This is a genomic window from Gottfriedia acidiceleris (assembly GCF_023115465.1).
In the GTDB taxonomy this organism is placed as follows: Bacteria; Bacillota; Bacilli; order Bacillales; family Bacillaceae_G; genus Gottfriedia; species Gottfriedia acidiceleris_B.
On record NZ_CP096034.1, the window covers coordinates 3,750,652 to 3,775,022 of the forward strand.

Consider the following 24,371-nt stretch of genomic DNA (forward strand, 5'->3'; position numbering starts at 1 on the left):
AGTTTAAAAAAATTAAAAGGATAGCTAGGTTAATATAACTAGAGCTATCCTATGGCTTCCATTAATGATAAATCGAAAAATCTATAATATTTGCATATGGCACATCATTTTTAATCTTATTTTCTAAATCAACAAGTGTATATTTTTGCCACTCCTCTAATCGATTCATATCCCATTTTTGGACAAATAAATGGTGCAAAAATATTTCTCTCAATTTAAGAAAGATCGGGATTTGCTTTACTATGTCATTATGAAGGAAGTTTTCTAGTTTATATCCTTTAAAAAAGTTCACCATAAAAATTTCAATAAACTGTTCATTCATTTGGTTAAAAGAGTTCTGTTGCCAATATGCATGATAAAAAGCTGTAGCAAAATCCTGTGCGAACCAATTAAATGCACAATCATCAAAATCGATCGTATAAAGAGTATTACCGACTAAAATTATATTCCCTTGATGAAAATCATTATGAATAATTCCAAATGTATCGAAAGTCACTTGAAATTGTAAAAGTTTTTCCATGTGTATATCATAAAACTCTATCATATTAGGATCTAACTGATCTCTAATCCCAAAAACATCAACACGATTAGGTGACCAGGCAGGACGATGAACTTCACTTAATTTATACTTCTTGGATAAAGAATGCATCTTTCCTAAATTTTTACCCCATTGTTCAAACAGGTGTTTATTCCAATGGTTAGGGTTTGATACATCAATCTGCTCGCCATCAATGTACTCAAAATTAGTTATGACTCTTCCATCATCTTCTCTTAAATTACGATCCGCTCTTGGAACATTTACTCCTTGCATATGTAAATAATTTATAAAATCAATCTCCTGTAACACCATTTCTTTTGTTCTTCCTAATTTAGACTGCCTAACCACCCTATTATAATCTTTATCATAAAATACATCATTTTGGAGCCCACCGCTTAAACGAACTTGATTACTTTGCTTCCTTTTCATTGAGAGTCCCTACTATCTTATAAAATTTAATACAATCCCATTTTTGTGTTCAGAACAAAAATATATTAAGATATTTTTAAGTGTTTAATCTTTTCTATATAAAATTCTATCTATTCAATTTAAGGAGTTTTCAAAATATGAGTATGCCTTTTGAATTTAATTGGTTAATTGTAACGAACGATCACGCCGTTAGACACGAGAACAATCTATTCACGCTAGAGCAAAACGGATACCATTTATATCCTATTGATACACCCATCAATGTCTCGAGAAAGAATGATGAAAAACCTTTTGGAGTAGCTGTTATACAGAAAATCGAATGGAGAAATAAAAATACTTATATGCTTTATGAACTAAAAGCAATTGATACAGTTAATTAATTAACAAAATTAAACAGAAAAAGTTCAAGAATAATACTTGAACTTTTTTATTCATATTAGAAGTTATTCTAAACATGTTTTTTCAACCCAGAGATTTTAAATACTTTGAATAGATAATTGGTGCATTATTTTTACTAATCATCTCAATAATACCAATCTCCTGTATTTTTCCTTCAATTAGATCCTTTCGATATAAACAATAATTATACGCTTCTATTAGTTTATCCGGTAACAATCTATTAGCTATAGTACAATTTGGTACCCACTTTTCAGGTAGATAGATAGACTTTGGATTATCATTAAAATGTTTAAACTGAATTTGAAAATTCTCATGAAACTCAATCAGATTTTTAGTAGTATGTGGTGAAAAATACAATATGCCAGTATTTAAAAATGATCCAATTGAATTAAAACTAATATCTATTTCCGGCTTATTTTCATAAAAATCATCTAATTGTTCAATAAACCTTTGCTTATCTAAGCTATGATAACTTGCTAAAGTAATATGCGGTTTACGGTTTACTACTTGATCAGCATAGAATGAAATGGATTTTTCTCTTAACTCTGTCCAAATATCTTTAATAATTTGTTCGGTTTCTGCATCAAAAAACCCTACAACTACGTACATCACCTCTTCCTTCTTTCAAACTTATACTAGATCCATATGCATAATAAAGAGCTCACCTTTTCTCCCCATTACTCTCTTTCCTTTATCAATAAATCCGCTTTTTAAATAAACATGCTGTGCAGCAATATTTTTATGATTCACTCCCAAAATAATTTCATCTCGTTCAGGGAAGTTCGCTTTTACAAAAGAAGGCAATAAACTTAAAGATTGTTTCGCAATCCCTTTTCCTTGAAAATTTGTATCAACAGAATAAGCCCTTAATAGAATTGCATTTTTATTATCACTATATTGTCTAACTCCATCCCAACCATGCAAAACAAAAAATCCTACAACATCATTGCTACTCAAAATTAAAATGGCATGACGATCAGCCTCTAATACACATTTTTCTATATTATCTATAGGTAGACCAGTAAATTTTAGATGCTCATCAGCTAGAAAATAGTTTTTTAATTGATCATCATAATGATCATTATAAAATTGTAAAGAAATAGTATTTGTCGGTAATAAAGAATTAGACATGAAAATATCCTCCAAGAAAAATAGAATTACAAGAATAGTACAACAATTATAAGTGTATTTCTACAGTGTTTTTTTACTAGATCATTACAATTCTTAAACAACTATTTTGAAATCATGAAGGATTAAAACCTAATATGTAGTCAAACCACTTCTTTAGTGGTTTTTCCTCAATAGTTTTCTTAAATTAAAAAACCTAAATTTGCTCAAATGGTTCTGGATACTTTTGCTGAAAATACAATAATAAATCGCTTTTCTTAAGAAGGAGATTCAAACAAATTTGCTGACTGATCGCAGATTTAAATACAAGTTTATTGCAAAACTGACACTTTTCCTTTTCAATAAATGCATGTTTAATAGACAAAGGGAAAATCGTTTTTTGTTTTCCTGCTAATAATATGTAACTTTGATGTTTTACAGAAAAGCTTATTTTATAACCTTCGTATCCCCCAAGCTTACTAATTACCACGTTTTGAATATCTAAGTCTTGAATCACCATGTGTAATAGCACCTCCGTTTTCAACAAAATATATGACGAAATGCTATTTTTATGTCTCATTATCGTTAAATATTTTCATAAAAAAATAAAAACTACCCAAAAAGTAGTTTTTTATCACGATTTCTTTATTAATTTATTATTTTACTTTGGTCGACGGTTGTCAAAAGCCATTTTATATCTGATTAAAATTGTTCAGGATAATGTTCTTGGAAATAAGCTAATAATTCTTGTCTTCTATTAAATAATGTTGGACAAACTTGTTGACTAATATTTGATGCTAAAACTAGTTTATTGCAAAGCTGACATGTTCCTTTTTCATTAAAAGTGTGAATTAAAGACAAAGGAAATAATATATTTGTTTTGCCGACTAAAAACACATACTGCTGTTGATTAATCGAAAATCTAATTTTATAGCCTTTATAATCCGTATGTTTTGCAATTTGTACGTTTTCAATATCAAGTTCAAACTTTGTCACTTTTAATTGCACCTCCAATTAAAGGATAGGATTAAGATTTTAATAGACTTTTTACACTTGTATTTCCTGACAACTTGTATAATCTATATTATTAGTTTACTTAACAAAACTTTCACAAAGAGCAATAATCTTATCTATATTTACTAAAAACCATTACAGCTTTTTTCATTTTATTAAATAATAAGAGTTTCATATTCTTCTTTGTTTTTTTTAGTAAATTTTGTTGCAAATTTACTTTTCCGGAAAAATTTGACACTAAATATGTGAAGATTCCTATGATCTTATGTTAGAATTTAAACTGAATGTGATCTCACATTTTAAATAATTTAATTACCAAGTTCATGTAATCTTAGATTTGCCCTTACTATTAAATGAGGTAAGGGATTTTTCTTTGTTATTTCAGTTATTGGTTAGAGGGAAGGTTAGTAATGAAATCGAAATCAGCAAGTACCTTAATAAAGTTAAATTTGAAAGGAGAAAAAAATAAAACGCGAACATTAAACTCATTGGCATTAGTTGGACTTGCTTCAACATTAACAATTCAAATTCCATATAATACTACTGCTGCTGCAGCCTCGATTGATTCCAAGAAAACTCTGCAATCTAGTAAACTTTATTCAAATAATACTATTAGTACATATAAATCAACGGGTAATGGTGTCCGTGTAAGATCTGGAGCTGGTACTTCTTATCAGATTTTAGGCAGTGTTAATAAAAATCAAAAACTAGATGTCATTTCATTGTCTAATGGTTGGTATAAGATAAAATTTAATGGATCAATAGGATATATTAGTGCATCTTATGTAGGAAAAGTTACCGAATCGAATAATAGTATAAATAGCCAAGTGATCAGTTCGGGTAAATACATTTCTACTGGTAATGGAGTCCACATAAGATCAGGTGCTGGAACTTCTTATCAGATTTTAGGTAGTGTTAATAAAAATCAAAGACTAGATGTAATCTCAGTTTCTAATGGTTGGTATAAAATAAACTATAATGGAGTAACTGGATATATTAGTTCATCTTACGTTGGGAAAGTAACCGAATCGAATAATAATAATCAATCGGTTGGTACAGGTAACTACATTTCTACTGGTAATGGAGTCCGCATCAGGTCTGGGGCTGGAACTTCACATCAGATTTTAGGTAGTGTTAATAAAAATCAAAGATTAGATGTAATCTCATTATCTAATGGTTGGTATAAAGTAAAATATAAAGGGACAACAGGGTATATAAGTGCATCTTATGTTGGAAAAGAGACAGGTTCAAATACGTCAGATTCAAATAAGACGGATTCAAACAAAGTAGATTCAAGTCAGACAGATACAAATAAAGTTGATTCAAATAACTCTCAATCATTTGATGTACAAACTTTAATCAACTTATCTAAAAAGTATTCAGGTGTACCTTATATTTGGGGTGGAGAAACTCCATCAGGTTTTGACTGTAGTGGTTTTATTTCTTATGTATTCAAAGAATCTGGAATGACACTTCCTAGAACAAATGTTGCAGGTTATTGGTATAATAATTCAAACTTAAAAACCGTAGATAATTTTCAACCTGGAGATTTAATCTTTTTCCAAAACACTTATACTTATGGACCGTCCCATATGGGTATAGTGATTAATAATAATGAATTTATCCATGCAAGTAGCAGTTCAGGAGTAACTATTTCTAAAATAAACAATTCCTATTGGAACCAACATTTTTTAGGATTTAAAAGATATAAATAATAGCAGGTTCAGGACGCAAAATGATGATAATTACAACTTAATCATAACGGGTTACAGTGGAAATCAACTACTAATCTACTAATTGACCTATTCAGTTTTCACAAAAAAAAAACACCTTTTACGGTGTTTTTTCTTCACGCTGTTGAAAAACTACCTTGTCAATTAATTATCAAATTTTCGTGAAAGGAGTAGAGTGATGTTGATTTCCATTACAGGATGCTCGCTTTCCATGGGGCGAGATTCTTTAGCCTCCTCGGCAAGCCTGCGGGGTCTCAGCCTTCCCGCTAATCCCATAGGAGTCTATCACCCCTCCGCTCCAATCAACTTATTCAAACAAAAAAGTTTACAATAAATGCTAGTCAAATAGCCTTTACTTAGAGTAACCTAACTTTGTAATCAGCTTGTACATCAATTAATATCAAACAATTATTAAACTAAACAATCGAATTTTTTTTCTTAAAAATAGCCCATAATATTTTTAACTTCTAAAAAAAAATCATTACTAGTGTTATTGTAATAATGAAATTGCTCAAACACATTTACATTTAAAACCATTAAAAGATCATTCAAAAAATGCTAATTTTATCATTATTAAATGTTCATTTTAAGTCCGTTTTCCCTATTGACGACTTTATATTTCAACACTCTGAAAAAACACCTTTTACGGTGTTTTTTCTTTATTGATTACTCGTAATGATCTCCTTTAATTCAGACCAGCAAGTAATACGTGGGATGTCCAATCCTCTATTATATGAAGTGTCTTTCACGTAAGCTTTTAAAGGTAATTCTGATAGTGTGTTCAATATTTCTGGTTTATCATCAAAATAGTAATCTAACGCTAATTCTTTTATTATATGAATTTTTTCTGAATCTTTCATTCCGCAATAAAATCGATCTTGATGAACTGGAAATCCATTTTTTAATAACCATTCTTTTGTTCGTTCACCATATTCTTTATTTCTTGCTGTCACATAGTAAATTTCGTGTCCCTGCTTTTCTAATTCTTGTAATGTTTCAACAGCATATGGAAATGGAGGACATGTAGTAAAGTATGTCTCTTCTAGATTACTTTTCCACATATTGCTTCCTTCTTCTGCCGTTAAGCCAAAAGGTTCGTGAATTTCAACAGTTTTTAATTCATTGTAAGCTTCTATCGGAATATTTTTATTTAATTTTTTATTATAAATGTGAAAAGCATGCTGTCTTAAATCAATTAAAGTATCGTCTATATCGAATCCGAATTTCATTCTAAAAGTCCTTCCTCATGAAGTAGTATATTTTGGATAGCCTATGAATTTATAATCAGGACCAATTTTCGTTAATTCAATCTCTTCAAGTTCAATCGCTTGTCCCATTTTATCAAGCCCAGTACCTTCTAAAAATGTAGGTGCATTTTTTCCACCTATTAATTTTGGAGCTAAATAGACAATCACTTTATCAACTAAGTTTTGACTCATAAAGGAAGCATTCACCTCTCCACCACCTTCTACTAATAAAGAAGAGATTGAATGTTCACCTAGAACTTTTAACATTTCGTTTAAATCAACTCTATTTAGATCGCTCGTAACAAATACTTTAACACCTAAGTTTTCTAATTCACTTCTTTTTTGTTCAGAGTGTTTTTGACTTGTGAATATCCATGTTGCAGCTTGCTGATCGGTTACTACTTTTGATTCTAAAGGAATTTTTAAGGTTGAATCTAGAATGACTCGTACTGGATGACGTCCGTTTGGAATTCTAGTTGTTAATTCTGGATTATCTTTTAATACTGTGTTAACACCAACTAATATCGCGCTAATTTCATTTCTTAATTGATGAACATCATTTCGAGCTTCCGCTGAAGTGATCCATTTACTATCAGAGGAATGGGTAGCAATCTTCCCATCTAATGTAGATGCTGATTTCATTACAACAAAAGGAATGTTTTTAACAATATATTTGTTAAATACTTCATTCATTTTGATCGATTGCTCTTCGCAAACTCCGATGATTACTTCAATTCCCGCATCTTGAAGAATTTTTACTCCTCTTCCTGCAACTAGCGGATTTGGGTCAAGTGTAGCAACAACAACTTTTTTCAAGCCTGCACGGACAATCGCCTCTGCACAAGGACCAGTTCGTCCATGATGAGAGCATGGCTCAAGCGTTACATAAATTGTTCCACCTTCAGCTTTATCGCCTGCCATTCTGAGTGCATTAATTTCAGCATGAGGTTCACCCGCTTTTAGGTGAGCACCTATTCCAACAATACGATTATCATTTACGATTACAGATCCTACTAGTGGGTTGGGGTCGGTTTGACCTTTCGTAGCCATTGCATTTTGAATAGCTAAATTCATATAAAATTCATGATTACTCACTTGTACGTCCTCCTTTAAAATGACCAGAACGAACAATTTTAGTCTCTAAATACTTTTCGTTATACTTTGATTTGTCTCCCCATAATTGAATTCTTCCAGATACATTAGCTCCAGATTTTTGAAGTGCATCCAATTTTCTTGGGTTATTTGTAATTAAAGTAACCGGTTTTGAGCGAAGCGTTTTTAATACACGAATAGCATCTTCGTAGTTTCGTGCATCATCCACAAAACCAAGCTCTTCATTTGCCTCAACAGTATCATATCCTTGCTCTTGGAGAACATATGCCATAGCTTTACTAAATAAACCGATTCCTCTTCCTTCATGATTTGCTAAATAAAATAATGCTCCTGATTCATTTGAAGAAATCATTTTCATTGCTTCTTTTAATTGGAATCCACAATCACAACGTTTACTTCCAAAAATATCGCCCGTATGACAAATACTATGCATTCTAATAAGAGCATCTTCTGAATTCTCAAAGTCACCATAAACTAATACGCTTGATTGTTGCATTTCTGCTAAATTTGAAGATGCTAATTTACTAATAATTTTTTCCGTGTTATATGATCCATCACTACAAAAATCTCCTTCGATATCCTCACAGCGTAGCCAACAATACCATTGAAAAATAACTGTTTCTCCATCTAAATTTACTGGTAGTTTAATTGGTCCAACTAAATAAATTGATTTATCGTTATTTTTTATTACATTAATTTTCTCTTTTAATAAAGAAACTACTTTTTCATTGATCATGAGGCTTCCTCCTATTTACTTACACGATTTCATATTAATATCATATATTTCAAAATTTTTACTTGTCCATTTTTAGACATTAAAGGCATTCTTAATTCATATCAAAGTGATGTTTAAAATTACTTTCCTGTGTTAGTTGTTGCTTTTGTAAGTTTTCAACTTCTTCTCGTCTAGCATATTCAAATTTCTTTAACACTATTGTACTAGTATCTTTATTTCGAATAGCTTCTTGTATGATTACTGCTAAAATATCTGCATCTTTCATGGCAATATTTACACCAAGCGCAGCAGTTGGACTCATCGTGTGTGCCGCATCACCCATTATAATTAAGCCATCTTTTACCCATGTTTTACTACGGCTACTTTGAACATTTAATAAAACAAAATCGTTCCAAGATTTTATATTTTCTTTGACAGTTTCAGTCAGTTCTGGAAATACTTCGATTAGCTGATTTACAAAAGGATTAAAAGATTTACTTCTTAAGCTCGGGAAAGAACCTTCATCTATATTCCATCCGATTTGGATAAACCCACCTGCTTGAGTAAACAAAGCCAATTGTTGTTTATTTATCAATGTTAATCTAACTGTTGGATCCCAACCTGCTGGTCTGGGTACTTTAGCCCAAAGGAGATCGTATCCATGTTTAACAATATCTGTTTGAATTTTTGCTAATTTACGGATCGTTGAAAATCGACCGTCGGCACCAATTATAACCGAGCTATTAATTGTTATATCAGTACCATTTTTTATTGCTTTAACACCAATATAGCGACCAGTTTGATCTTCTATTAATTCAGACACACGTGTGCCCATTAAAAGTTTGAAGTTTTCATATTTATTTGCTTCTTTTAAAATAACATTTAATAAATGATTTTGTGGAACATGAATACCAACGTGTTTTAATCCTTGGGATGGAAAAATACTTTTTATTATTTTATTATGATTCCAATATTCAACACGATCCATTAGCAATAGTCCGTATTCTTTTACTTTTTCATAAAGATGATGTTTTTTTAATATTTGTTCACCATCAGAATTTAGATGTTCCCCTCTAAATTCTTTATCAATTCCGCTATGTCGTTCCACAAGAACTGTCGAAATATTATTTTTTGCAAGCAAATAAGCTAATAGTGCACCACCTGGTCCTGCACCAACGATACATACATCTGTATTCAAATTCATGTTGTTTGCCACCTATATAAAGACATTTATTATTTTTCTAAAAAAATTATTTAGTTACTTTATGTAAGTAAGTTTAATTTAGTAATAAAGTTACGTCAAGTAATAAATTTATGTATGGTAATCTTGTTATTAATACAAATTTAGTTATAATATGGATATAGGTGAGGTGGTTTTAAATGGATTTTTCTTTATTATGCCCTCGGTTTGAAAAAAGCGTAGAGTTAATTAGTAAACGCTGGGCAATTCTTATAATTTTTCAACTTCTTTCTGGATCACAACGATTTTGTACAATCGAATCAACTTTGCCAATTAGCGGGCGCGTCCTTTCAGAAAGACTAAAGGATTTAGAACAAGCAGGTATTGTAAAACGAGATGTCTACCCAGAAACTCCAGTTCGAATTGAATATTCTTTGACAGAAAAAGGACTGGCTTTAGAACCAGTTATTAAGGAATTAATGAAATGGTCGCAAGATTGGACAACAATCGATTAAAAATGGTTTTTGTTTTTTGGCTTCGCCTGTTAATTATTTTTTAGAATTCAAATTCGAATAAAGGGGATATCTCATCTGATGGAATTCGAACTATGAGACATCCCTTATTTATTATAATAAAAAGGCTGCCTCAAAAGTACTTTGACTAATGAGGCACCCCTTTTAACAGTTAAATAAATTTCTTACACTACTCAAAACTTGCTCGTTTATTGAATGTCTAATTCACTCTTAATCGTATCAATTGTCTTACCTTTTGATCTCTTAACTGGTTTTGGTGCATTGTCTACAACCGGATTTTGCATAAAGTAGTTCTTCTCAACGAATGCAAAGTCCTTCGCATCAACCGTTCCATCAAAATTGATATCTGCTGAGCGTTTGTTTGTTCCCCAATATGTTTCAATTGCTAGAGCATCATTAATATCAATTACATTGTCTTTATTAACATCTCCTGCAGTTGCTTTATCAATTGTTTCTACACCGATTCTCTTATTAATACCGTACATATTACCATCCATTGTGTTGAATACTCTGTCAAATTTTCCATATGTTGTAAAATGTCCTGGAATATCCGTGATGACTGTAAATTGATCCTTTGTAATCGGTAATCCAGTAATATAAAATTGTCCAAAACCATCCATTGTACCTGTATAAGATTTGTCATTGCTATCAACAATCGTTACATTTGCTCCAATTTTCGTATAATCCGTTTTTTTCAATGTTCCATCTGCATTTTGGAGGCTTTCAGGATGAATATAACTAATTACACTTGAGAAATTTGACAATACTAATATTGGTGCAATATAAGTAAATGGTTTTGTTACGGTATTGTCTACACTTGTAAAAGTTGATGTTACTGTTCTAAAACTAGAAGTAGAAATAACATCTTTTCCTTCTGGTATTTTAATCGTTACGTCAACCATTGGAAGATCACCTGATACTTCTTTTGAACCATCAAATGTTACATTAACTTCAGAGTTAACAGTCGTACTAGATGGATTTGTCGTTGTCACTTTTAATGAACCACCTAGATTTTCAGCTGCAGGGTTTAATGCAATTTTTATAATATTTGTATCAGCAATATTTGTCGTAAAGCTATATATCGCCTTTTTTAGTTTGTTTAGATTATTAGCAGTAAGTGTAATCGTATTTGTCTCACCAGGATGTGTAATTAGTTTATTTAATCTTGTTTTTGCATTAGGTTGGCCGTAAACATATTGAGTACCTTCTTTTACGAAGAAGTATTGCTTATCACCATAAGCATTTGATGCTAAATCGCCTCCAATGAAACGAAGAGAAGATGTTGCAAGACTCGGTACCATTTCAATTTCATCTTTAGCAGAATTTCCATTTTCGTCCAATGTAAGTTTTCCACTCATAAACGGACTATTATAGAAATAACCAATTGTATTTGTAGATTGATCTGCTTTTATACCTTTTGCATTCAAGATTTCAACTGACTTATCGTTGATAGTAGCAGTATATGGAATGGACTTTTGATCTTCTTTATACTCAATGAATGGATTGCCTTCTTTTTCGCCTTCAACATTTACATTGAATTTACTTGGCATTGTATTATCAATCAATAAATCTTGTGATATCATAAATGACTTTCCATTATCATCATATCCAATTAGTTTTACCTTATATAATCCTTCATTTGCTAAAACTGCTTTTGAACTAATTGGATTATCAGGGTTATTTGTAAAAGGATAATAGACTCCTATACCTGCTGAAATTTGATATTGTACACCCTCATTAAATGAAACACCATCAAATGTATTCAAAATACCTAAGTCCTGTCCAGTCGCTGCATCAGAGAGTACTACATCGATGTATCTCATATGTGACTTTAAAGAGAATTTAGCGAATAAGTTTGGATAAAATAAAGGGTTATTTAAATTATTTCGATCTGTTGACATAGACTGACGAGTAAAACTAAAATCTTGAAATCCTTTTTCTACATAATGTACACCAAATGGAACACGATATGTTTCAGATGGATTCTCTTTATTTGTATACACTAGATAACCTTCATAAATTCCTTTTTCAGCGGTGTTAGGAATACTTAACTTAATATTTGTTTTCTTTTGGCTAATTCCTTGTAATGTAACTGAGGTTGGAGCTTGAACGGTTACACCGTTTGCTGCTGGATCTTTTGAACCACGTAGATTTGATTGAAAATTAACTTTGACATCAAATGTTTTCGTTTCTTCTCCTCTGTTCATTAATATAATTGAACGTGAATCTGAGAAGTCTTTTCCGTCGTAAGCTACATTACCAAAACTTAGCGCACCAGTATCCTCATTTATTTGTTTTTCTTTACCATTAATAATCATTGGTGTTTTTTCTTGTACTTTAATTTCAATAGTAGAATGGATTGCATTATACGGATCAATTCGTCCAGAGCCTTGTTCAAACACGCTGTATGGCTTGCTTAATGAATCTGCGGTGTTCATTAAAATTGCTTTCACATCTTCTGGTTGTAGACTAGGATAAGCCTGTTTTAATAATGCAGCAACACCAGTCGTAAACGGAGTAGCCATTGAAGTTCCTGACAAACGTTGGTGTGCAATTTTATAATCTGAAGGATTCTCAGGATTATTTATAAAGCCTGGTACTGTTGAAAGTACATTTACACCTGGAGCTGTAATTTCTGGTTTAATATCATAAGTCAGCCTTGCAGGTCCCCTTGAACTAAAGTCTGCTAAAGTATCCCCTTGTGTCTTTACTTCACCCATATCTGTGATCGTAAAGTTGCTGGAGCCTGATTGTAATTTTTGTTTTAAAGCAATTCCCTCAGCATTGGATAAACTAAATGAAGGAATAAAATTTACGCCTTCCCCTATGTAACTTGGAATAAATCCTTCAGTTGGATTATCGTTGTACATTAATACCGCAACCGCACCTTTAGATTTAGCTACAGCAATTTTGGAATCCAATGTATAAGTACCGCGGCTCATTAGAACAATTTTACCATTAACATCCTTACCAGTATAAGCTTCACCTAAATTCACATCTACTACTGGGAAAGTTTTCCCTTTAAGTTTTGTAATATCATCATTGTAACCACTTGCCATTAATCTTAAATCTGCAGAAACGTTATCCATTGAACCATTTGCAGACATTGTTGTAATTGGTACATCACTTGCTCCAACTGTTAATGCTAAAGCTGCTGTACCTGGCGATCCTAATGTATACATCTTATTCCCTGTATTCCCCGCAGCAACAACTGCTGTTACTCCATTTAGTACTGCATTGTTAATCGCAATACTTTCGGCAATCAGTGGATCATTATAATTTGCACCCAATGATAGGTTCATAATATCCATTCCGTCAGCAACCGCCTGGTCAATTCCTGCGATGATATTTTCTGTCGAACCACTACCACCTGGTCCTAGTACACGATACACATAAAGATCAGCATCTGGAGCAATACCAGTTGTCGCATATTCACTTTCATTTTTTCCTTGTCCTACAATCGTTCCGGATACGTGCGTTCCATGTTTCGTTACATAACTTGCTGCACCTGAAGTTCCTCCTGGCTTACCAACTTTTACCCAATCAGCATAACTTGTTTCCATCGGATCGGTGTCATTATCTACGAAATCGTATCCACCTTTAAATGCTGCCTTAATGTCTGGATGGTTATAGTCAACACCTGTATCCAGTACTGCTACCTTTACTCCTTTACCTGTATAACCTTCTTGATGTAATTTATCTATTTTAAGATAAGTACGCTCGTCTGCCATTCCTTTACCAGTCGATTTCTCTGAAACTTCTTTTCCTTCAACCGGAAGCTCAGCTTTTACAGTTACATCACTATAAATTGCTTGTACAGCAGATGACTTCATTAAATTTGATAGTTTATTTGCAGGAACTTCTAAAGCTACACCATTAAAAGCATGTTTATATTCTCGTTTTATTTTATAATCGCCATCAGATTTCGTTTTAAATAAAGCATCCAAATCTTCTTTAAAAGTTGAATGATCAGCATTTGCATTACTTTGAGCTTTTTCTTCTGATAAGTCTTCTCCTTTTAAAGCTGCTTCTAATACAGCAATTTTTTGTGGCTTTTGCTTAAATGAAACGATTACTGAAACATTTTCTGAACTATTCAAGTTCACGCTCGAATCTAGAAAAAGTCCTGTTTGATCAGCAGTTGAAAGCTTTTGTAATGCCTCTCTTTGCTGTGGAGTTAAATTAGCTAAAATTGATTCTGCAGTTGAAGCATTTTCAGCTTTCGTTACATTAGATACAGTACCTAATGAACCTAAAACAAAACTAGTTGATAAAACTGCAACTGAAAGGCTTTTTACTAGTTTATGATTACCTGTTCTTCTTAACATACTCTTCCCCCAAATATTCTAGTATCAAAATGAAATCTCTTAATGGTAGAGGAAATTGAATCTAAAATAATTGTAGTTTTATATTCAATCATCCCTCATCATTAAATATTTCCTTTGTAAATTAATTATCTAGAATTTTCAAATAATTTACAATTGGGTTAATAGCTGTCAATTAAATCAATACTTTTACAATTTCTAGTCATTTTTTCGACAATTTTCTACTAAAAACACTACGAAAATTGAGCACTTTATTATATTTTTAAAACCTGAGTGGCCTTCTTGCTTGAAGCATTTAGATATTTTTCAATGAAATTAATTGCAGTACTAAAAATGGAGACAAAATTTTTCATAAAAAAATATATTAATAAAAAAGGCAATATTTCAATTAAGAAATGAGCCTTTTTGTTTTACCAATATATTATTTAGTTTAATTTTAATCTTTAAGGCAACTAATCAAATATACCCTGTCTTTCAAAAATCATTCTTGATTATTGGATCGTTCTTTTTCCTTCTTTCTTTTTAGGAAAACAATTAACCAAATGATCCCTATTAAAAGTAATAATCCGCCTCCGATATAATACCAAAAATGATTATTTTTTATTTCAACTGCTTTATTATTCAAATCTGTTGCTTCTTTTCCAATTGTAAATAACTCATCCCATTCCCATACTTGAGTTCCGATGATCGCTTTCATCTTTAATCGGTATGTTCCTGGTTCAATTGGATCATTATTTAAATCGATTGCGTAATCAAAATTTGAATTAGGGGCCATACTCATCCCCGTTTTTTTCGAACTATATAAAACTTTATTGGAACCTTTTTTAAAGATTTGCGCATCTATACTCATATCCTTCACAATGGAGGATTCGCTATTTTGGATTGTCGCGGCAATTGCTGTACGATAATTAACTAATTTAGGTTTAATGTCAAGTAAATGTAAATCCGGCTCGACTTCCTTAGTGTTTTTCGATAATTTTATACCAACTACATATGCGTATTCATTTTTTATATTAATGCTCTCACTTTTTGAACTTTTTTCAGATTCATCGACCTTTTTCTTAAAATGAGCGGCACCTAAAATAACTCCATCATATTCATCTTTCGGCATTGTAATCGAAAAAGACACTACCTTTGATTTACCTGGAGGAATAACAACTTCTTTTTGAGGTTCTTTTATTAAACTAGTTAATGGATTCTTTAATGTTTTATCTGCATCTTTACTATTCCATTTAGAGTAATCAATCAGTCCATTATCATTAGTCGTTGCAAAAGTAATATTCCCTTGGATCGTTTCTTCTTTGTTACTATTATTAAAGACCTTGATTTTAAGATCCTGTTTTTGTCCTGGAGACATTTTTAAATCAAAATATGATTTCAGATGATCAATTTGATTTGTTGGAATGATTGCTTTTACAGAAAAATCGATATTATTCTCTGCTTTTACAGATAGAGGGATAAACGATAAAGTTAACAGAATAGCAGAAAAAAATAGCAATAATTTTTGACGTATAAGATCCATTTTTATATTCCCCCTTTAGAATAGAGACTTTATATCACATTCCTATAAGACATTTAATAAAGTTTCTTCTAATAGGTTCAAAATAATATAAAGTCCATTCCATTAATTGTTATTTTTCAAATTGACTACTATAAACCCGGAGCATCCGTTAATGTCCAGGTAATAATTGCCTCATGATTACCAATCGTTGCTGACCCTGCAGGGATCGTCAAAGTAACATTGTCATTTAATGTCCCATCATTCACTTCTGGATTTGGCCCAAGCCAACGAGTTACCCATGTACCATTACCATTACCTGGAGATGCGGAAACAACAGTTGAAGCTGTACTTCCGTCAGTATTTAAAGCAATTGTTTCAGTTGCTACTGGAGACCCACTTGTACTTAATGAAATAACGGAAGCATTATTAAATGCAATGATTGCACCAGGTAGTGAATCCGCTGTTCCATTTGTAAATTTACTTGCTTTAGCAGTTACAGACCAACCTGCCCCTGTACCACGGCGATCTGACACTTGAATAAATGGCTTTTTAGATTTAGCCGAATAGACTTCTGTTTTATTTGAAATCTCATTTACTCCGAAATCAACTGATGAAACATAATCTAATGTTAATGAACCAGCATTCCCTGTTGGCGGATCTGTTGGATCAGTAGGACCTGATGGTTCTAATGGTTCAATTGGATTTGTAGGATCAACAGGTGTAACTGGACCTGTTCCAGCAACAAATTTTATGGATGATATTGAATTTCCTACAGATGATACCTCCGCAAAAGTTGAGTGAGCAGCTCCAACTAATGATGACATCCCTATTACACTAACAAGCGCGACTTTTGTAAATTTCATTTCACTTTACTCCTTAAAAAATTTATTTTTGCTTCCACGATGTCATTATATCGCTGTAGTAAAGTGATTCCCATGATGTTTTTTACCTTTGATTTAGGTAAAAATAATATCCTGTCTTCAATAAAAATTCACATTTAACTCTAAAAATCGCATTAAAAGGTGTTTTCCAATAGATGAAATAAACTTTCACTGAATGAAGACGGAACATTAAAAGCAATAATAGTAATAAATTGGACAAAATTTTGGAGATTTTGAATGGATAAACCAACTAAACGTAAATTACAAATAATTAATATTTTAAGTAAACAAGATAAGTGGTTTAAAACAGAAGAGTTAGCAAATGAGTTACTTTGTACTGAAAAAACAATTCGAAATGATTTACAGGCAATTAACACACACCTACCTGAGGGATGGCAAATTGAAACAATAAAAGGAAAAGGAATTTATATTAATAAACCGATTTCTTCATCGATTAATGAAATTCGTTCACTTTACGTAAAAAATTCATTGAGTTTTCAAGCTATTATGCTAATACAATTTACTCAAATTAAAAGTATAGCAGAATTAGCAAACGCGCTTTTTACACAGCAACCTGCTGTCTATTCAATACTTGATCGAGTTGAGGAATTATTAGAGGCCTACCATTTAACTTTAAAACGTGGCCCGCTCGAAATCGTAGGAAGAGAATTTGAAATTCGGCTATTGTGTGGTGATATCCTAGATGCTTTATGCGCTTATTCAGATGATCAAGAATGGCCACTTGAAGGATTCTCATTTCAAGATATAAAAAAAATAGTACTAGATACTACTGAAAAGTTTAAATTATTCCTATATCCATCTACTACCAATAAGTACATCTATTTACTTGGAACGATGTTGTATAGAATCGATAAAAAAATGCAACTTGAATTAACTGAGCATTCGATAAACAAGATTTTAGAATCAAATTTTTTTAAAATTGCTAATGAAATTTGTAATCATTTAGAAGTTCACTTTAAACATCATATTTCTATGAATGAACGAGTTGCATTTTCATTATTAATATCAACTCTTCCATATTATAGTTTTGACAACATGAAAAAAAACGAATTTCTTTATTTATATCAAAATCAAAAAACGAGGTATTTTAAGGAACTCTATCACTTAGTTGAACTATTAAAGGAAAAAACAGGTATATCGTTAGATGAAGACGAGGATTTTCTTTACACATTACATGACCAATTCCAAAGATACTCGTTCATTTTATACTCAATTGATAAAAAAGAACCATCCTATTCAATGGACCGCTATGTTAAAAATCAGTATTCAGACCTATATAAAAATGTATCAAAAGCCTTAGAAATCTGGACGAAAAAATATTCATACCCTGAAATCACTAGAGATAAAATTGCGAAAGTTGCATTAAATGTACAAGCATCTAAAATTAATTTCTCTTCTTCAAGGAAGAGAGTCTTGTTATTAACAAGTAATGGTCCAGGAGTTCATCGTTATATTGAAACGAAATTGGTTACTGCTTTTGGACATAAAATTGATTTTATTCTTCCTAATTTAGGAGAGTTTGAATCAACAATTATAAATGAACTAAACATCGAATTTATTATTTCAGATTTCTTACTTGAAGGAGAAATCATTCATCCTGTTATTACAATTGATCCTGTTCTTACGCAAAGAGATATTGATCAAATTTCAAATTTCTTAAGTAACACGACATAAAAAAGTAAGGCGAAATAAGCCTTACTTTTTGCATTTTGACTATCTATTTTCCAACTGTTGTTTAATAAACTGTGCAATTTCAGCGTTCGCTTGCTTACTAATAATGGAAGCCTTGTCCATTAGCTGAAAATCATGAAACATTCCTCTCCATACTTTACATGTAACATCTACGCCATTAGCATTTGCCTTTGCCGCATAAGCTAAAATATCATCGATTAACTCTTCCCTTGCGCCTGCATGGATCAGCATTGGAGGTAAACCTTTTAAATCACCATAAAGTGGTGAAATTAAAGGATTTTTCCGATTTTTATTCCCTACGTATGTATCAACAATATTGATATCATTTCCATGATAGCTTGCATGAATACTATCAAAATCTGAAGTGTATAATTGACTTTCTTTCGTTAAGTCAGTCGCTGGAGAGATCCCTACAACAGCTGTAGGATAACTTCCATTAGAAAGTTTTATTTTATTTAACAAAGCAAATGCTAAATTACCACCAGCACTATCCCCAACGATAACAACTTTAGAATTGGGACCATAATTTTTTCGGAAATAATTATAAACTTTTTCAACATCAGTTAAAGCTGCTGGATATGGATTTTCAGGTGAAAGTCTATACTGTATCGTTAATACCCTATAACCTGTCTCCCTAGCTAAGATTGTTCCTAAATTCCTTGAAAAAACTAACCCACCTCTGGACCAACCTCCGCCGTGTATATAAAAAACAATCTTATCTTCATAAGATCCATTTGGAATTAACCATTCCACTTTTGTTCCTTCAATAATATCTCCCTTAATTTTAATATTTGAAGGAGTTGGGACTATTTGTTTTTCAATTTCGATTCGTTTTTGCTCTAATGATGCCGTTCTTCCTTCTTTTGCTTTTTTAATATTTAATGCTCTAAGAGCTTCCGAGACTTTGTCGGGTTTCTCATTTTGATAGATAAGGGAAGATTTACTTTCACTTTTCACAGTATTTTTTGAAGCAACTAAATAATTCCCGATTAACAAACAAGTCACTAGTGAAAGAAATAAAAAAGTTTTTTTCAATTTAGCTCCCTACTTTACTGGTATTTTTTATCTTCTAATATTAAATTTTCCATTTTCTCATGAATTACTCGGAAATAAAAAAGGTGCACAGAAATTGTGCACCTTTTTAGAGTAGACTTTAAAAAGTAGGTAAATTACTTAAATTATTTGTAGGATCTCCATCAGGATAAGAACGAAGTGTTTTATGTGGGTTATCTCCACGAGTTAGCCCTGTGTTCACATCTTCAATTTGTTCAAGTTCTGCCATCGCAATGGCTTGCTCAATCCCGACTATTTCACCATTTTGAAATTTCACATCTGTAATATCACCATCGCCATTTTTTCGTACTGCAACGATATGTAATTTATTTGGATCATCTTGATGTTCAGGATGTCCGATACCACGATTTTGAAACGACATACCAACACACCTCCATTTATTAGACACAAAAATAGTATGGCGAGATGAAAATAGGTTTATCCTTCCAAATTATTACAGACTTAACTTGTTAAACATTTCACAAATTATTCACAGACATATTGCCACAAACAATATACGATAGATATGTGATCATCAATCCAAACAACTTTCGAAAGAAGGGAAAAATATGACTACTGTTTTAGGAATGACAAGAGAAGGCAGATTAATTCACAAAATTGGTGATGGTTATTACCGATATACAAAATTAACTAAAGACGAACTAAAAACATTAAATATCCTTGTTGGTGAAGGGATGGTGACTGTCGTAAAAAAAGGGATCGGTTATGCGGCTCTTGTTAAACTGACTGAACAAGGCAAAATTATTAATAACGAATGCTCATTTAATTAAATTCATACAACCATGAAAAGTCTTAATTGCTTAAAAATCAAGTTACCCCTTTAATTTAAAGCTTACATAATTAAGCATACTTAAAGGGGTATAGTTTTAATGAAGCGACAATGTTTTTTTGATACATTCTTTAGTGAATCATTTGTTTATTCAAATGGCATAATAGAATTTATAATGTTTATTATTGAATAATTTATTCGCCTACTAAGCCATCACCATCTCGATCATCCATATATTTATAGAGCCATGAATTGCGCGTAATTGGCATTTTAAAGCCAGCAGCTTTGGCTTCAGCGATCGTAACACTTCCATTATGATTGGTATCCACTTTACTAACATCTTCATTACTATTTTTCGTTTTGTTTGCAGGTACGTCTGTTTTCTTTGGCGTACTGCTTGCAACTTTTGTGTTCCCTAAATTTTTGTTCACTTCATCTGGGTTTACATTATCAAATTCATCTGTAATGGATCTGCCCTGAATTTTGTATGTGAATTTATAATGGTTAGGAATTTGCGTTTTAGTATTTAGATATTGAATCACTGCTACGAAATCAGTGCAACCTCGTGCATCTCGAATCACTTTTTCCATATAAGCTTGATCACCGTGCCTATTAAGATTACTGTCCTGAGGTGTAATGTTATATGCGTTTGATACTCCCCCAAGCGAATCAGCAATCACATGCCCTTTATCCAAGGTTGAACTCTCTGTACCAGGAACATTTGCTTCATCAGCGTAATATCTACCTGATGACAAAACATGGTCAATATTTGAATTTTGAAGTGTTATCTTTTTCGCCTCAACGCGTATTAGCTGACCGTATTCATTTGTATACGCCCAATATTCCCGTTCTCCATATCCAACATCTACTTTGACATTCGGCTGTCTATGTCCTGACATATCCCCGCCGTTTACTACAATTAGGGTATATTTGCTGTAATCAAATCCGCCCGTTGTACCTGTTGCCTTTGAAGTGCTAGATGCAGGAGCACTTTTGTTGGGTTCACTATCAATCGTTGGTTTTTCTTTGTCATCTGCAGATGTACTCTTATTGACTTCAACAGTATTAGAAGCCGTGCTCGTTGGGGTTTCCACTTTTTTTGACGAAGTCTGTTCAGTGATTTTACCGCAACCCACAATTACTGATAGTAAAATCACAGTAAATAAAATCAACAATATTCTTTTGTTCACACTTCTGCACACCTTTCTCGTGTTTCTACTCTAGAAAAATCATATATAAACGATAACACATTTTGATCTTTTGTTGGAATTTATCTATCGTTGGTTTTGAATCCTTATGTAAATATCCAGCCAATTAATTGAATAAGAAAATCAACAATCTACTTTAACATAGCCTAAAAAAAACGCTATCTCATAATGAAGATAACGTTTTAGACTGATTTCAACTTTGTTCATTTAAAACCTGTGCCAACCCAGTAAAAAACTTTAATGACTCTGGATTAGCAAGCGAACCTTGATTGACAACTTTTTCAGGAGAAAAGCCTAATAATATTTTACGTATTGGAACTTCTAATTTCTTTCCACTCAATGTTTTTGGAATTTGATCAACTTCATAAATTTCATTAGGGACAAAACGCGGTGAAACCTTGTGTTTAATTTCCACTTTTATTTTTTCTTTTAATTCATTTGTCAAAACAACCCCATGTTTAAGTACTACAAATAATGGCATAAATGACTGACGGCCTAGTAGTTCTAAATCGATGACTAAACCTTCCATTATCTCATCAAGTGACTCAACAACTCGATAGATTTCGCTTGTACCTAAACGCACTCCATGTCTATTTATTGTTGAATCTGATCTCCCATAAATGACACAACTACCTTTTTCATCAATTTTAATCCAATCTCCATGTCTCCAAATCCCTGGATAAACTTCAAAATAACTTTCAAGATAGCGCTCTTTATTCGAATCACCCCAGAAATAAAGCGGCATAGACGGCATAGGAGAAGTAATCACTAGTTCCCCCACCTCATTAATAACTGATTTACCTTCATCATCAAATGATTGTACGTGCGCCCCTAATGAACGAGCTTGGATTTCTCCAGCATAAACAGGAAGAATCGGTGAACCTCCAACAAATGCTGTGCAAACATCAGTACCTCCACTAGTTGAAACAAGCCAGATGTCATCTCTTATATTTTCATATACCCAGGAAAATCCTTCGACTGATAGTGGGGATCCCGTTGAACAAATAGACTTTAATTTAGAAAAACTATGTCTATCTTTTAGCTTTATTGCGTGCTTCTCACATACGCTTAAGAATCCTGCACTTGTACCAAAGAATGTTACACCTACTTCTTCTGCAAGGTCCCATAAAACATGTAGACTAGGATAAGTTGGGCTTCCATCAAACAATAATATCCTACTGCCAGATAACAATCCTCCAACTAATTGATTCCACATCATCCAGCCAGTAGTAGTAAACCAAAAAATGACATCATCATGATTTATTCCTTGTTCAACTACTAATGTCTTAAGTTGCTCAATTAATATTCCACCTTGACTTTGTACAATTGGTTTAGGTAAACCTGTTGTCCCCGAAGAAAATAGAATCCATAGTGGATGATCAAAAGTAACACTTTCAAAAGTAAGTTCACTGCTTCCCACTAATAATTCATTCCAGAAAACGGTTTCGTTTTCCATTTTGTATTCATCATAATTTACATATGGCACTAAAATTGTCTTCTTTAATGTAGGTAATTCAGACTGTAGCTCGTCAACGCTTGATAACTTATTTTGAACTTTTCCATTATAAGAATAACCATCCACCGCAAATAAAATAGTCGGTTCGATTTGTTTAAATCGGTCAATTACACTACTCGTTCCAAAATCCGGTGAACAGCTAGACCAAATTGCTCCAATGCTCGCACAAGCTAAAAAGGCAATGATCGTTTCAGGGATATTAGGCATATACGCCACAACTCGATCCCCAGTTTTAACACCTAATTTTCTTAAAGAATTTGCGACCAAGCCTGTCTTTTCCTTAAGCTCTTTCCAACTTATTTCTGTTTTTGGAGTAATTTCCGATTGAAAAATTAATGCAGGTTGGTCTCCTTTATCATTTCGAAATACATGTTCTGCATAATTAATTTTAGAGCCGGTAAACCATTTTGCGCCTGGCATTTTTCGCTCTTCAAGAACATGATCGTATGGTGCATGGGAAATTACATTACAATATTTCCACATGCTTTCCCAAAAGGACTCTAGTTCATCCACAGACCATTTCCATAACTCACTTTGTGTATTAAAAAATAGATTTTTTTCATTTGCGAGCCAGTTCATAAAATGGCTAACACCAGCATTTTCAATTTGCTGCCTAGTTGGTTCCCATAATAAAGCACCTTCAGTAATCGCTTTCATTATTACTCCTCCTAAATTAGCAATCTATTTATTTTAAGAACACAGTAAGTGCACATAACTCAAACCTTTTGATGAAAACTCAAAATAATCTTCCCATTATGTATTAGCTAAATATTTTTTTCTAAAAATACTTAATATTTAAAAATTAACTATTATACTATTACACACTAAATTTACTGTCAATATCGAAAATGAATCATCGTTCAACTAAAAGCACATTTTTAAATTGAGCTTTCATATAGCGTTCTAGTTAAATTAACCCAAAAAACTTCATACCTTATCCTCATAGAGACACTGTTGATATTTAATTTGATTAAATGTAATATATTAATTGATAATCCTGCAGGTTATTATTACCAACTTTACCATTAATTACCATAAATGTATTATAACTCGTATATACCCAGAAATATGGTCTGGGAGTCTCTACCTAATTCCCGTTAAGAATTAGACTACGAGGTAATTTTTACTTTATTAGTAAAAAAAGCTGAATTTAATAAAGGATAACTATGTCCTTTTGAATAACTACTTATAAATACTCTATTAATCTTAGACTATTTAAAAGTGCGTATTCTTCACCTATTTAAAGGACTTTATATACCTTTAAAATGTCAACTTTTTTGCGAACCAAGATAAAGTAGGACTTATCTCTTAAGTGGAGAATACGTCCTACTTTATCTTGGTTTTTTTATGTCACTTAAATGTTTTCTTACATTTGT

At 32.1% G+C, this 24,371-nt stretch carries 21 protein-coding genes and 1 riboswitch; of the genes, 5 read left to right on the top strand and 16 right to left on the bottom strand.

Translation table 11 applies throughout. The features are described 5' to 3' along the window. Nucleotides 1-61: 61 nt before the first annotated feature. A complete protein-coding gene (locus MY490_RS17770; RefSeq protein WP_248266866.1) occupies nt 62-967 on the bottom strand; it encodes a phosphotransferase enzyme family protein in 906 nt (301 codons plus the stop codon). A gap of 137 nt (nt 968-1,104) precedes the next feature. On the opposite strand from MY490_RS17770, the gene MY490_RS17775 reads away from it, so the two are divergent. After that, entirely contained in the window at nt 1,105-1,347 is a 243-nt protein-coding gene (locus MY490_RS17775; RefSeq protein WP_248266867.1) for a DUF2584 family protein, read from the top strand. Between the two features lie 82 nt (nt 1,348-1,429). Here MY490_RS17775 and MY490_RS17780 read toward each other — a convergent pair whose 3' ends face one another. From MY490_RS17780 to MY490_RS17795, 4 genes are all read right to left on the bottom strand, one after another. Then, complete coding sequence (locus MY490_RS17780; RefSeq protein WP_248266868.1) at nt 1,430-1,975, bottom strand: 2'-5' RNA ligase family protein; 546 nt, start codon at nt 1,973-1,975, stop codon at nt 1,430-1,432. A 21-nt stretch (nt 1,976-1,996) separates the two neighbouring features. Next, nucleotides 1,997-2,497, bottom strand: a complete 501-nt coding sequence (locus tag MY490_RS17785) for a GNAT family N-acetyltransferase (RefSeq protein ID WP_248266869.1) — start codon at nt 2,495-2,497, stop codon at nt 1,997-1,999. A gap of 193 nt (nt 2,498-2,690) precedes the next feature. Next, complete coding sequence (locus MY490_RS17790) at nt 2,691-2,993, bottom strand: hypothetical protein (RefSeq protein ID WP_248266870.1); 303 nt, start codon at nt 2,991-2,993, stop codon at nt 2,691-2,693. A 182-nt stretch (nt 2,994-3,175) separates the two neighbouring features. After that, entirely contained in the window at nt 3,176-3,469 is a 294-nt protein-coding gene (locus MY490_RS17795; protein WP_248266871.1) for a hypothetical protein, read from the bottom strand. A 428-nt stretch (nt 3,470-3,897) separates the two neighbouring features. On the opposite strand from MY490_RS17795, the gene MY490_RS17800 reads away from it, so the two are divergent. Further along, nucleotides 3,898-5,202: a C40 family peptidase gene (locus MY490_RS17800; protein WP_248266872.1), complete on the top strand. Its 1,305-nt coding sequence runs from the start codon at nt 3,898-3,900 to the stop codon at nt 5,200-5,202. Nucleotides 5,203-5,879: 677 nt separating this feature from the next. Here MY490_RS17800 and MY490_RS17805 read toward each other — a convergent pair. The 4 genes from MY490_RS17805 to MY490_RS17820 form a co-directional block, all read right to left on the bottom strand. Continuing rightward, complete coding sequence (locus tag MY490_RS17805; RefSeq protein ID WP_248266873.1) at nt 5,880-6,449, bottom strand: 5' nucleotidase, NT5C type; 570 nt, start codon at nt 6,447-6,449, stop codon at nt 5,880-5,882. A 15-nt stretch (nt 6,450-6,464) separates the two neighbouring features. Beyond that, entirely contained in the window at nt 6,465-7,562 is a 1,098-nt protein-coding gene (ribD, locus tag MY490_RS17810) for a bifunctional diaminohydroxyphosphoribosylaminopyrimidine deaminase/5-amino-6-(5-phosphoribosylamino)uracil reductase RibD (protein ID WP_248266874.1), read from the bottom strand. After that, nucleotides 7,555-8,316, bottom strand: coding sequence for a GTP cyclohydrolase II (locus MY490_RS17815; RefSeq protein WP_248266875.1), 762 nt, complete (start codon nt 8,314-8,316; stop codon nt 7,555-7,557). The genes ribD and MY490_RS17815 overlap by 8 nt, the downstream gene beginning before the upstream one ends. A 91-nt stretch (nt 8,317-8,407) precedes the next feature. Then, nucleotides 8,408-9,499, bottom strand: a complete 1,092-nt coding sequence (locus tag MY490_RS17820) for an FAD-dependent monooxygenase (RefSeq protein WP_248266876.1) — start codon at nt 9,497-9,499, stop codon at nt 8,408-8,410. 176 nt (nt 9,500-9,675) lie between these two features. Between MY490_RS17820 and MY490_RS17825 the strand changes: the two genes are divergently transcribed. Next, nucleotides 9,676-9,990: a winged helix-turn-helix transcriptional regulator gene (locus tag MY490_RS17825; RefSeq protein WP_025671317.1), complete on the top strand. Its 315-nt coding sequence runs from the start codon at nt 9,676-9,678 to the stop codon at nt 9,988-9,990. Between the two features lie 206 nt (nt 9,991-10,196). On the opposite strand, the gene MY490_RS22195 is transcribed toward MY490_RS17825, so the two are convergent. The 3 genes from MY490_RS22195 to MY490_RS17850 all read right to left on the bottom strand — a co-directional run bounded on the left by MY490_RS22195 (nt 10,197) and on the right by MY490_RS17850 (nt 16,697). Then, nucleotides 10,197-14,336 (bottom strand): S8 family serine peptidase, encoded by a 4,140-nt coding sequence (locus tag MY490_RS22195; RefSeq protein WP_282439811.1) that lies wholly within the window; start codon nt 14,334-14,336, stop codon nt 10,197-10,199. Nucleotides 14,337-14,814: 478 nt separating this feature from the next. After that, complete coding sequence (locus tag MY490_RS17845; protein WP_248266877.1) at nt 14,815-15,855, bottom strand: WxLIP family cell surface protein; 1,041 nt, start codon at nt 15,853-15,855, stop codon at nt 14,815-14,817. 128 nt (nt 15,856-15,983) lie between these two features. Then, entirely contained in the window at nt 15,984-16,697 is a 714-nt protein-coding gene (locus tag MY490_RS17850; RefSeq protein ID WP_248266878.1) for a WxL domain-containing protein, read from the bottom strand. 255 nt (nt 16,698-16,952) lie between these two features. On the opposite strand from MY490_RS17850, the gene MY490_RS17855 reads away from it, so the two are divergent. After that, a complete protein-coding gene (locus MY490_RS17855; protein ID WP_248266879.1) occupies nt 16,953-18,410 on the top strand; it encodes a BglG family transcription antiterminator in 1,458 nt (485 codons plus the stop codon). Between the two features lie 39 nt (nt 18,411-18,449). On the opposite strand, the gene MY490_RS17860 is transcribed toward MY490_RS17855, so the two are convergent. Both MY490_RS17860 and MY490_RS17865 read right to left on the bottom strand, forming a co-directional pair. Then, nucleotides 18,450-19,463 carry an alpha/beta hydrolase gene (locus MY490_RS17860; RefSeq protein ID WP_248266880.1) on the bottom strand — a complete coding sequence of 338 codons (1,014 nt, stop codon included), beginning with the start codon at nt 19,461-19,463 and terminating at the stop codon, nt 18,450-18,452. Between the two features lie 118 nt (nt 19,464-19,581). Next, nucleotides 19,582-19,863: a DUF3892 domain-containing protein gene (locus tag MY490_RS17865; RefSeq protein WP_069032911.1), complete on the bottom strand. Its 282-nt coding sequence runs from the start codon at nt 19,861-19,863 to the stop codon at nt 19,582-19,584. A gap of 187 nt (nt 19,864-20,050) precedes the next feature. On the opposite strand from MY490_RS17865, the gene MY490_RS17870 reads away from it, so the two are divergent. Beyond that, nucleotides 20,051-20,272, top strand: coding sequence for a hypothetical protein (locus MY490_RS17870; RefSeq protein ID WP_248266881.1), 222 nt, complete (start codon nt 20,051-20,053; stop codon nt 20,270-20,272). A 193-nt stretch (nt 20,273-20,465) separates the two neighbouring features. On the opposite strand, the gene MY490_RS17875 is transcribed toward MY490_RS17870, so the two are convergent. Together MY490_RS17875 and MY490_RS17880 are read right to left on the bottom strand one after the other, a co-directional pair. Then, the gene (locus MY490_RS17875; RefSeq protein ID WP_248266882.1) at nt 20,466-21,461 is read right to left on the bottom strand and encodes a DNA/RNA non-specific endonuclease; all 996 of its coding nucleotides are present in this window, start codon (nt 21,459-21,461) and stop codon (nt 20,466-20,468) included. A 211-nt stretch (nt 21,462-21,672) separates the two neighbouring features. Further along, nucleotides 21,673-23,652, bottom strand: coding sequence for an acetoacetate--CoA ligase (locus MY490_RS17880; RefSeq protein WP_248266883.1), 1,980 nt, complete (start codon nt 23,650-23,652; stop codon nt 21,673-21,675). Between the two features lie 373 nt (nt 23,653-24,025). Then, a riboswitch (purine riboswitch) is annotated at nt 24,026-24,127 on the top strand. The last annotated feature ends 244 nt before the right edge of the window (nt 24,128-24,371 follow it).

Bases quoted from the DNA above. Each gene is read 5' to 3' on its own strand.
- MY490_RS17770 (WP_248266866.1), bottom strand. From the start codon at position 967: ATGAAAAGGAAGCAAAGTAATCAAGTTCGTTTAAGCGGTGGGCTCCAA.
- MY490_RS17775 (WP_248266867.1), top strand. From the start codon at position 1,105: ATGAGTATGCCTTTTGAATTTAATTGGTTAATTGTAACGAACGATCAC.
- MY490_RS17780 (WP_248266868.1), bottom strand. From the start codon at position 1,975: ATGTACGTAGTTGTAGGGTTTTTTGATGCAGAAACCGAACAAATTATT.
- MY490_RS17785 (WP_248266869.1), bottom strand. From the start codon at position 2,497: ATGTCTAATTCTTTATTACCGACAAATACTATTTCTTTACAATTTTAT.
- MY490_RS17790 (WP_248266870.1), bottom strand. From the start codon at position 2,993: ATGGTGATTCAAGACTTAGATATTCAAAACGTGGTAATTAGTAAGCTT.
- MY490_RS17800 (WP_248266872.1), top strand. From the start codon at position 3,898: ATGAAATCGAAATCAGCAAGTACCTTAATAAAGTTAAATTTGAAAGGA.
- MY490_RS17805 (WP_248266873.1), bottom strand. From the start codon at position 6,449: ATGAAATTCGGATTCGATATAGACGATACTTTAATTGATTTAAGACAG.
- MY490_RS17815 (WP_248266875.1), bottom strand. From the start codon at position 8,316: ATGATCAATGAAAAAGTAGTTTCTTTATTAAAAGAGAAAATTAATGTA.
- MY490_RS17820 (WP_248266876.1), bottom strand. From the start codon at position 9,499: ATGAATTTGAATACAGATGTATGTATCGTTGGTGCAGGACCAGGTGGT.
- MY490_RS17825 (WP_025671317.1), top strand. From the start codon at position 9,676: ATGGATTTTTCTTTATTATGCCCTCGGTTTGAAAAAAGCGTAGAGTTA.
- MY490_RS22195 (WP_282439811.1), bottom strand. From the start codon at position 14,336: ATGTTAAGAAGAACAGGTAATCATAAACTAGTAAAAAGCCTTTCAGTT.
- MY490_RS17845 (WP_248266877.1), bottom strand. From the start codon at position 15,855: ATGGATCTTATACGTCAAAAATTATTGCTATTTTTTTCTGCTATTCTG.
- MY490_RS17850 (WP_248266878.1), bottom strand. From the start codon at position 16,697: ATGAAATTTACAAAAGTCGCGCTTGTTAGTGTAATAGGGATGTCATCA.
- MY490_RS17855 (WP_248266879.1), top strand. From the start codon at position 16,953: ATGGATAAACCAACTAAACGTAAATTACAAATAATTAATATTTTAAGT.
- MY490_RS17865 (WP_069032911.1), bottom strand. From the start codon at position 19,863: ATGTCGTTTCAAAATCGTGGTATCGGACATCCTGAACATCAAGATGAT.
- MY490_RS17870 (WP_248266881.1), top strand. From the start codon at position 20,051: ATGACTACTGTTTTAGGAATGACAAGAGAAGGCAGATTAATTCACAAA.
- MY490_RS17880 (WP_248266883.1), bottom strand. From the start codon at position 23,652: ATGAAAGCGATTACTGAAGGTGCTTTATTATGGGAACCAACTAGGCAG.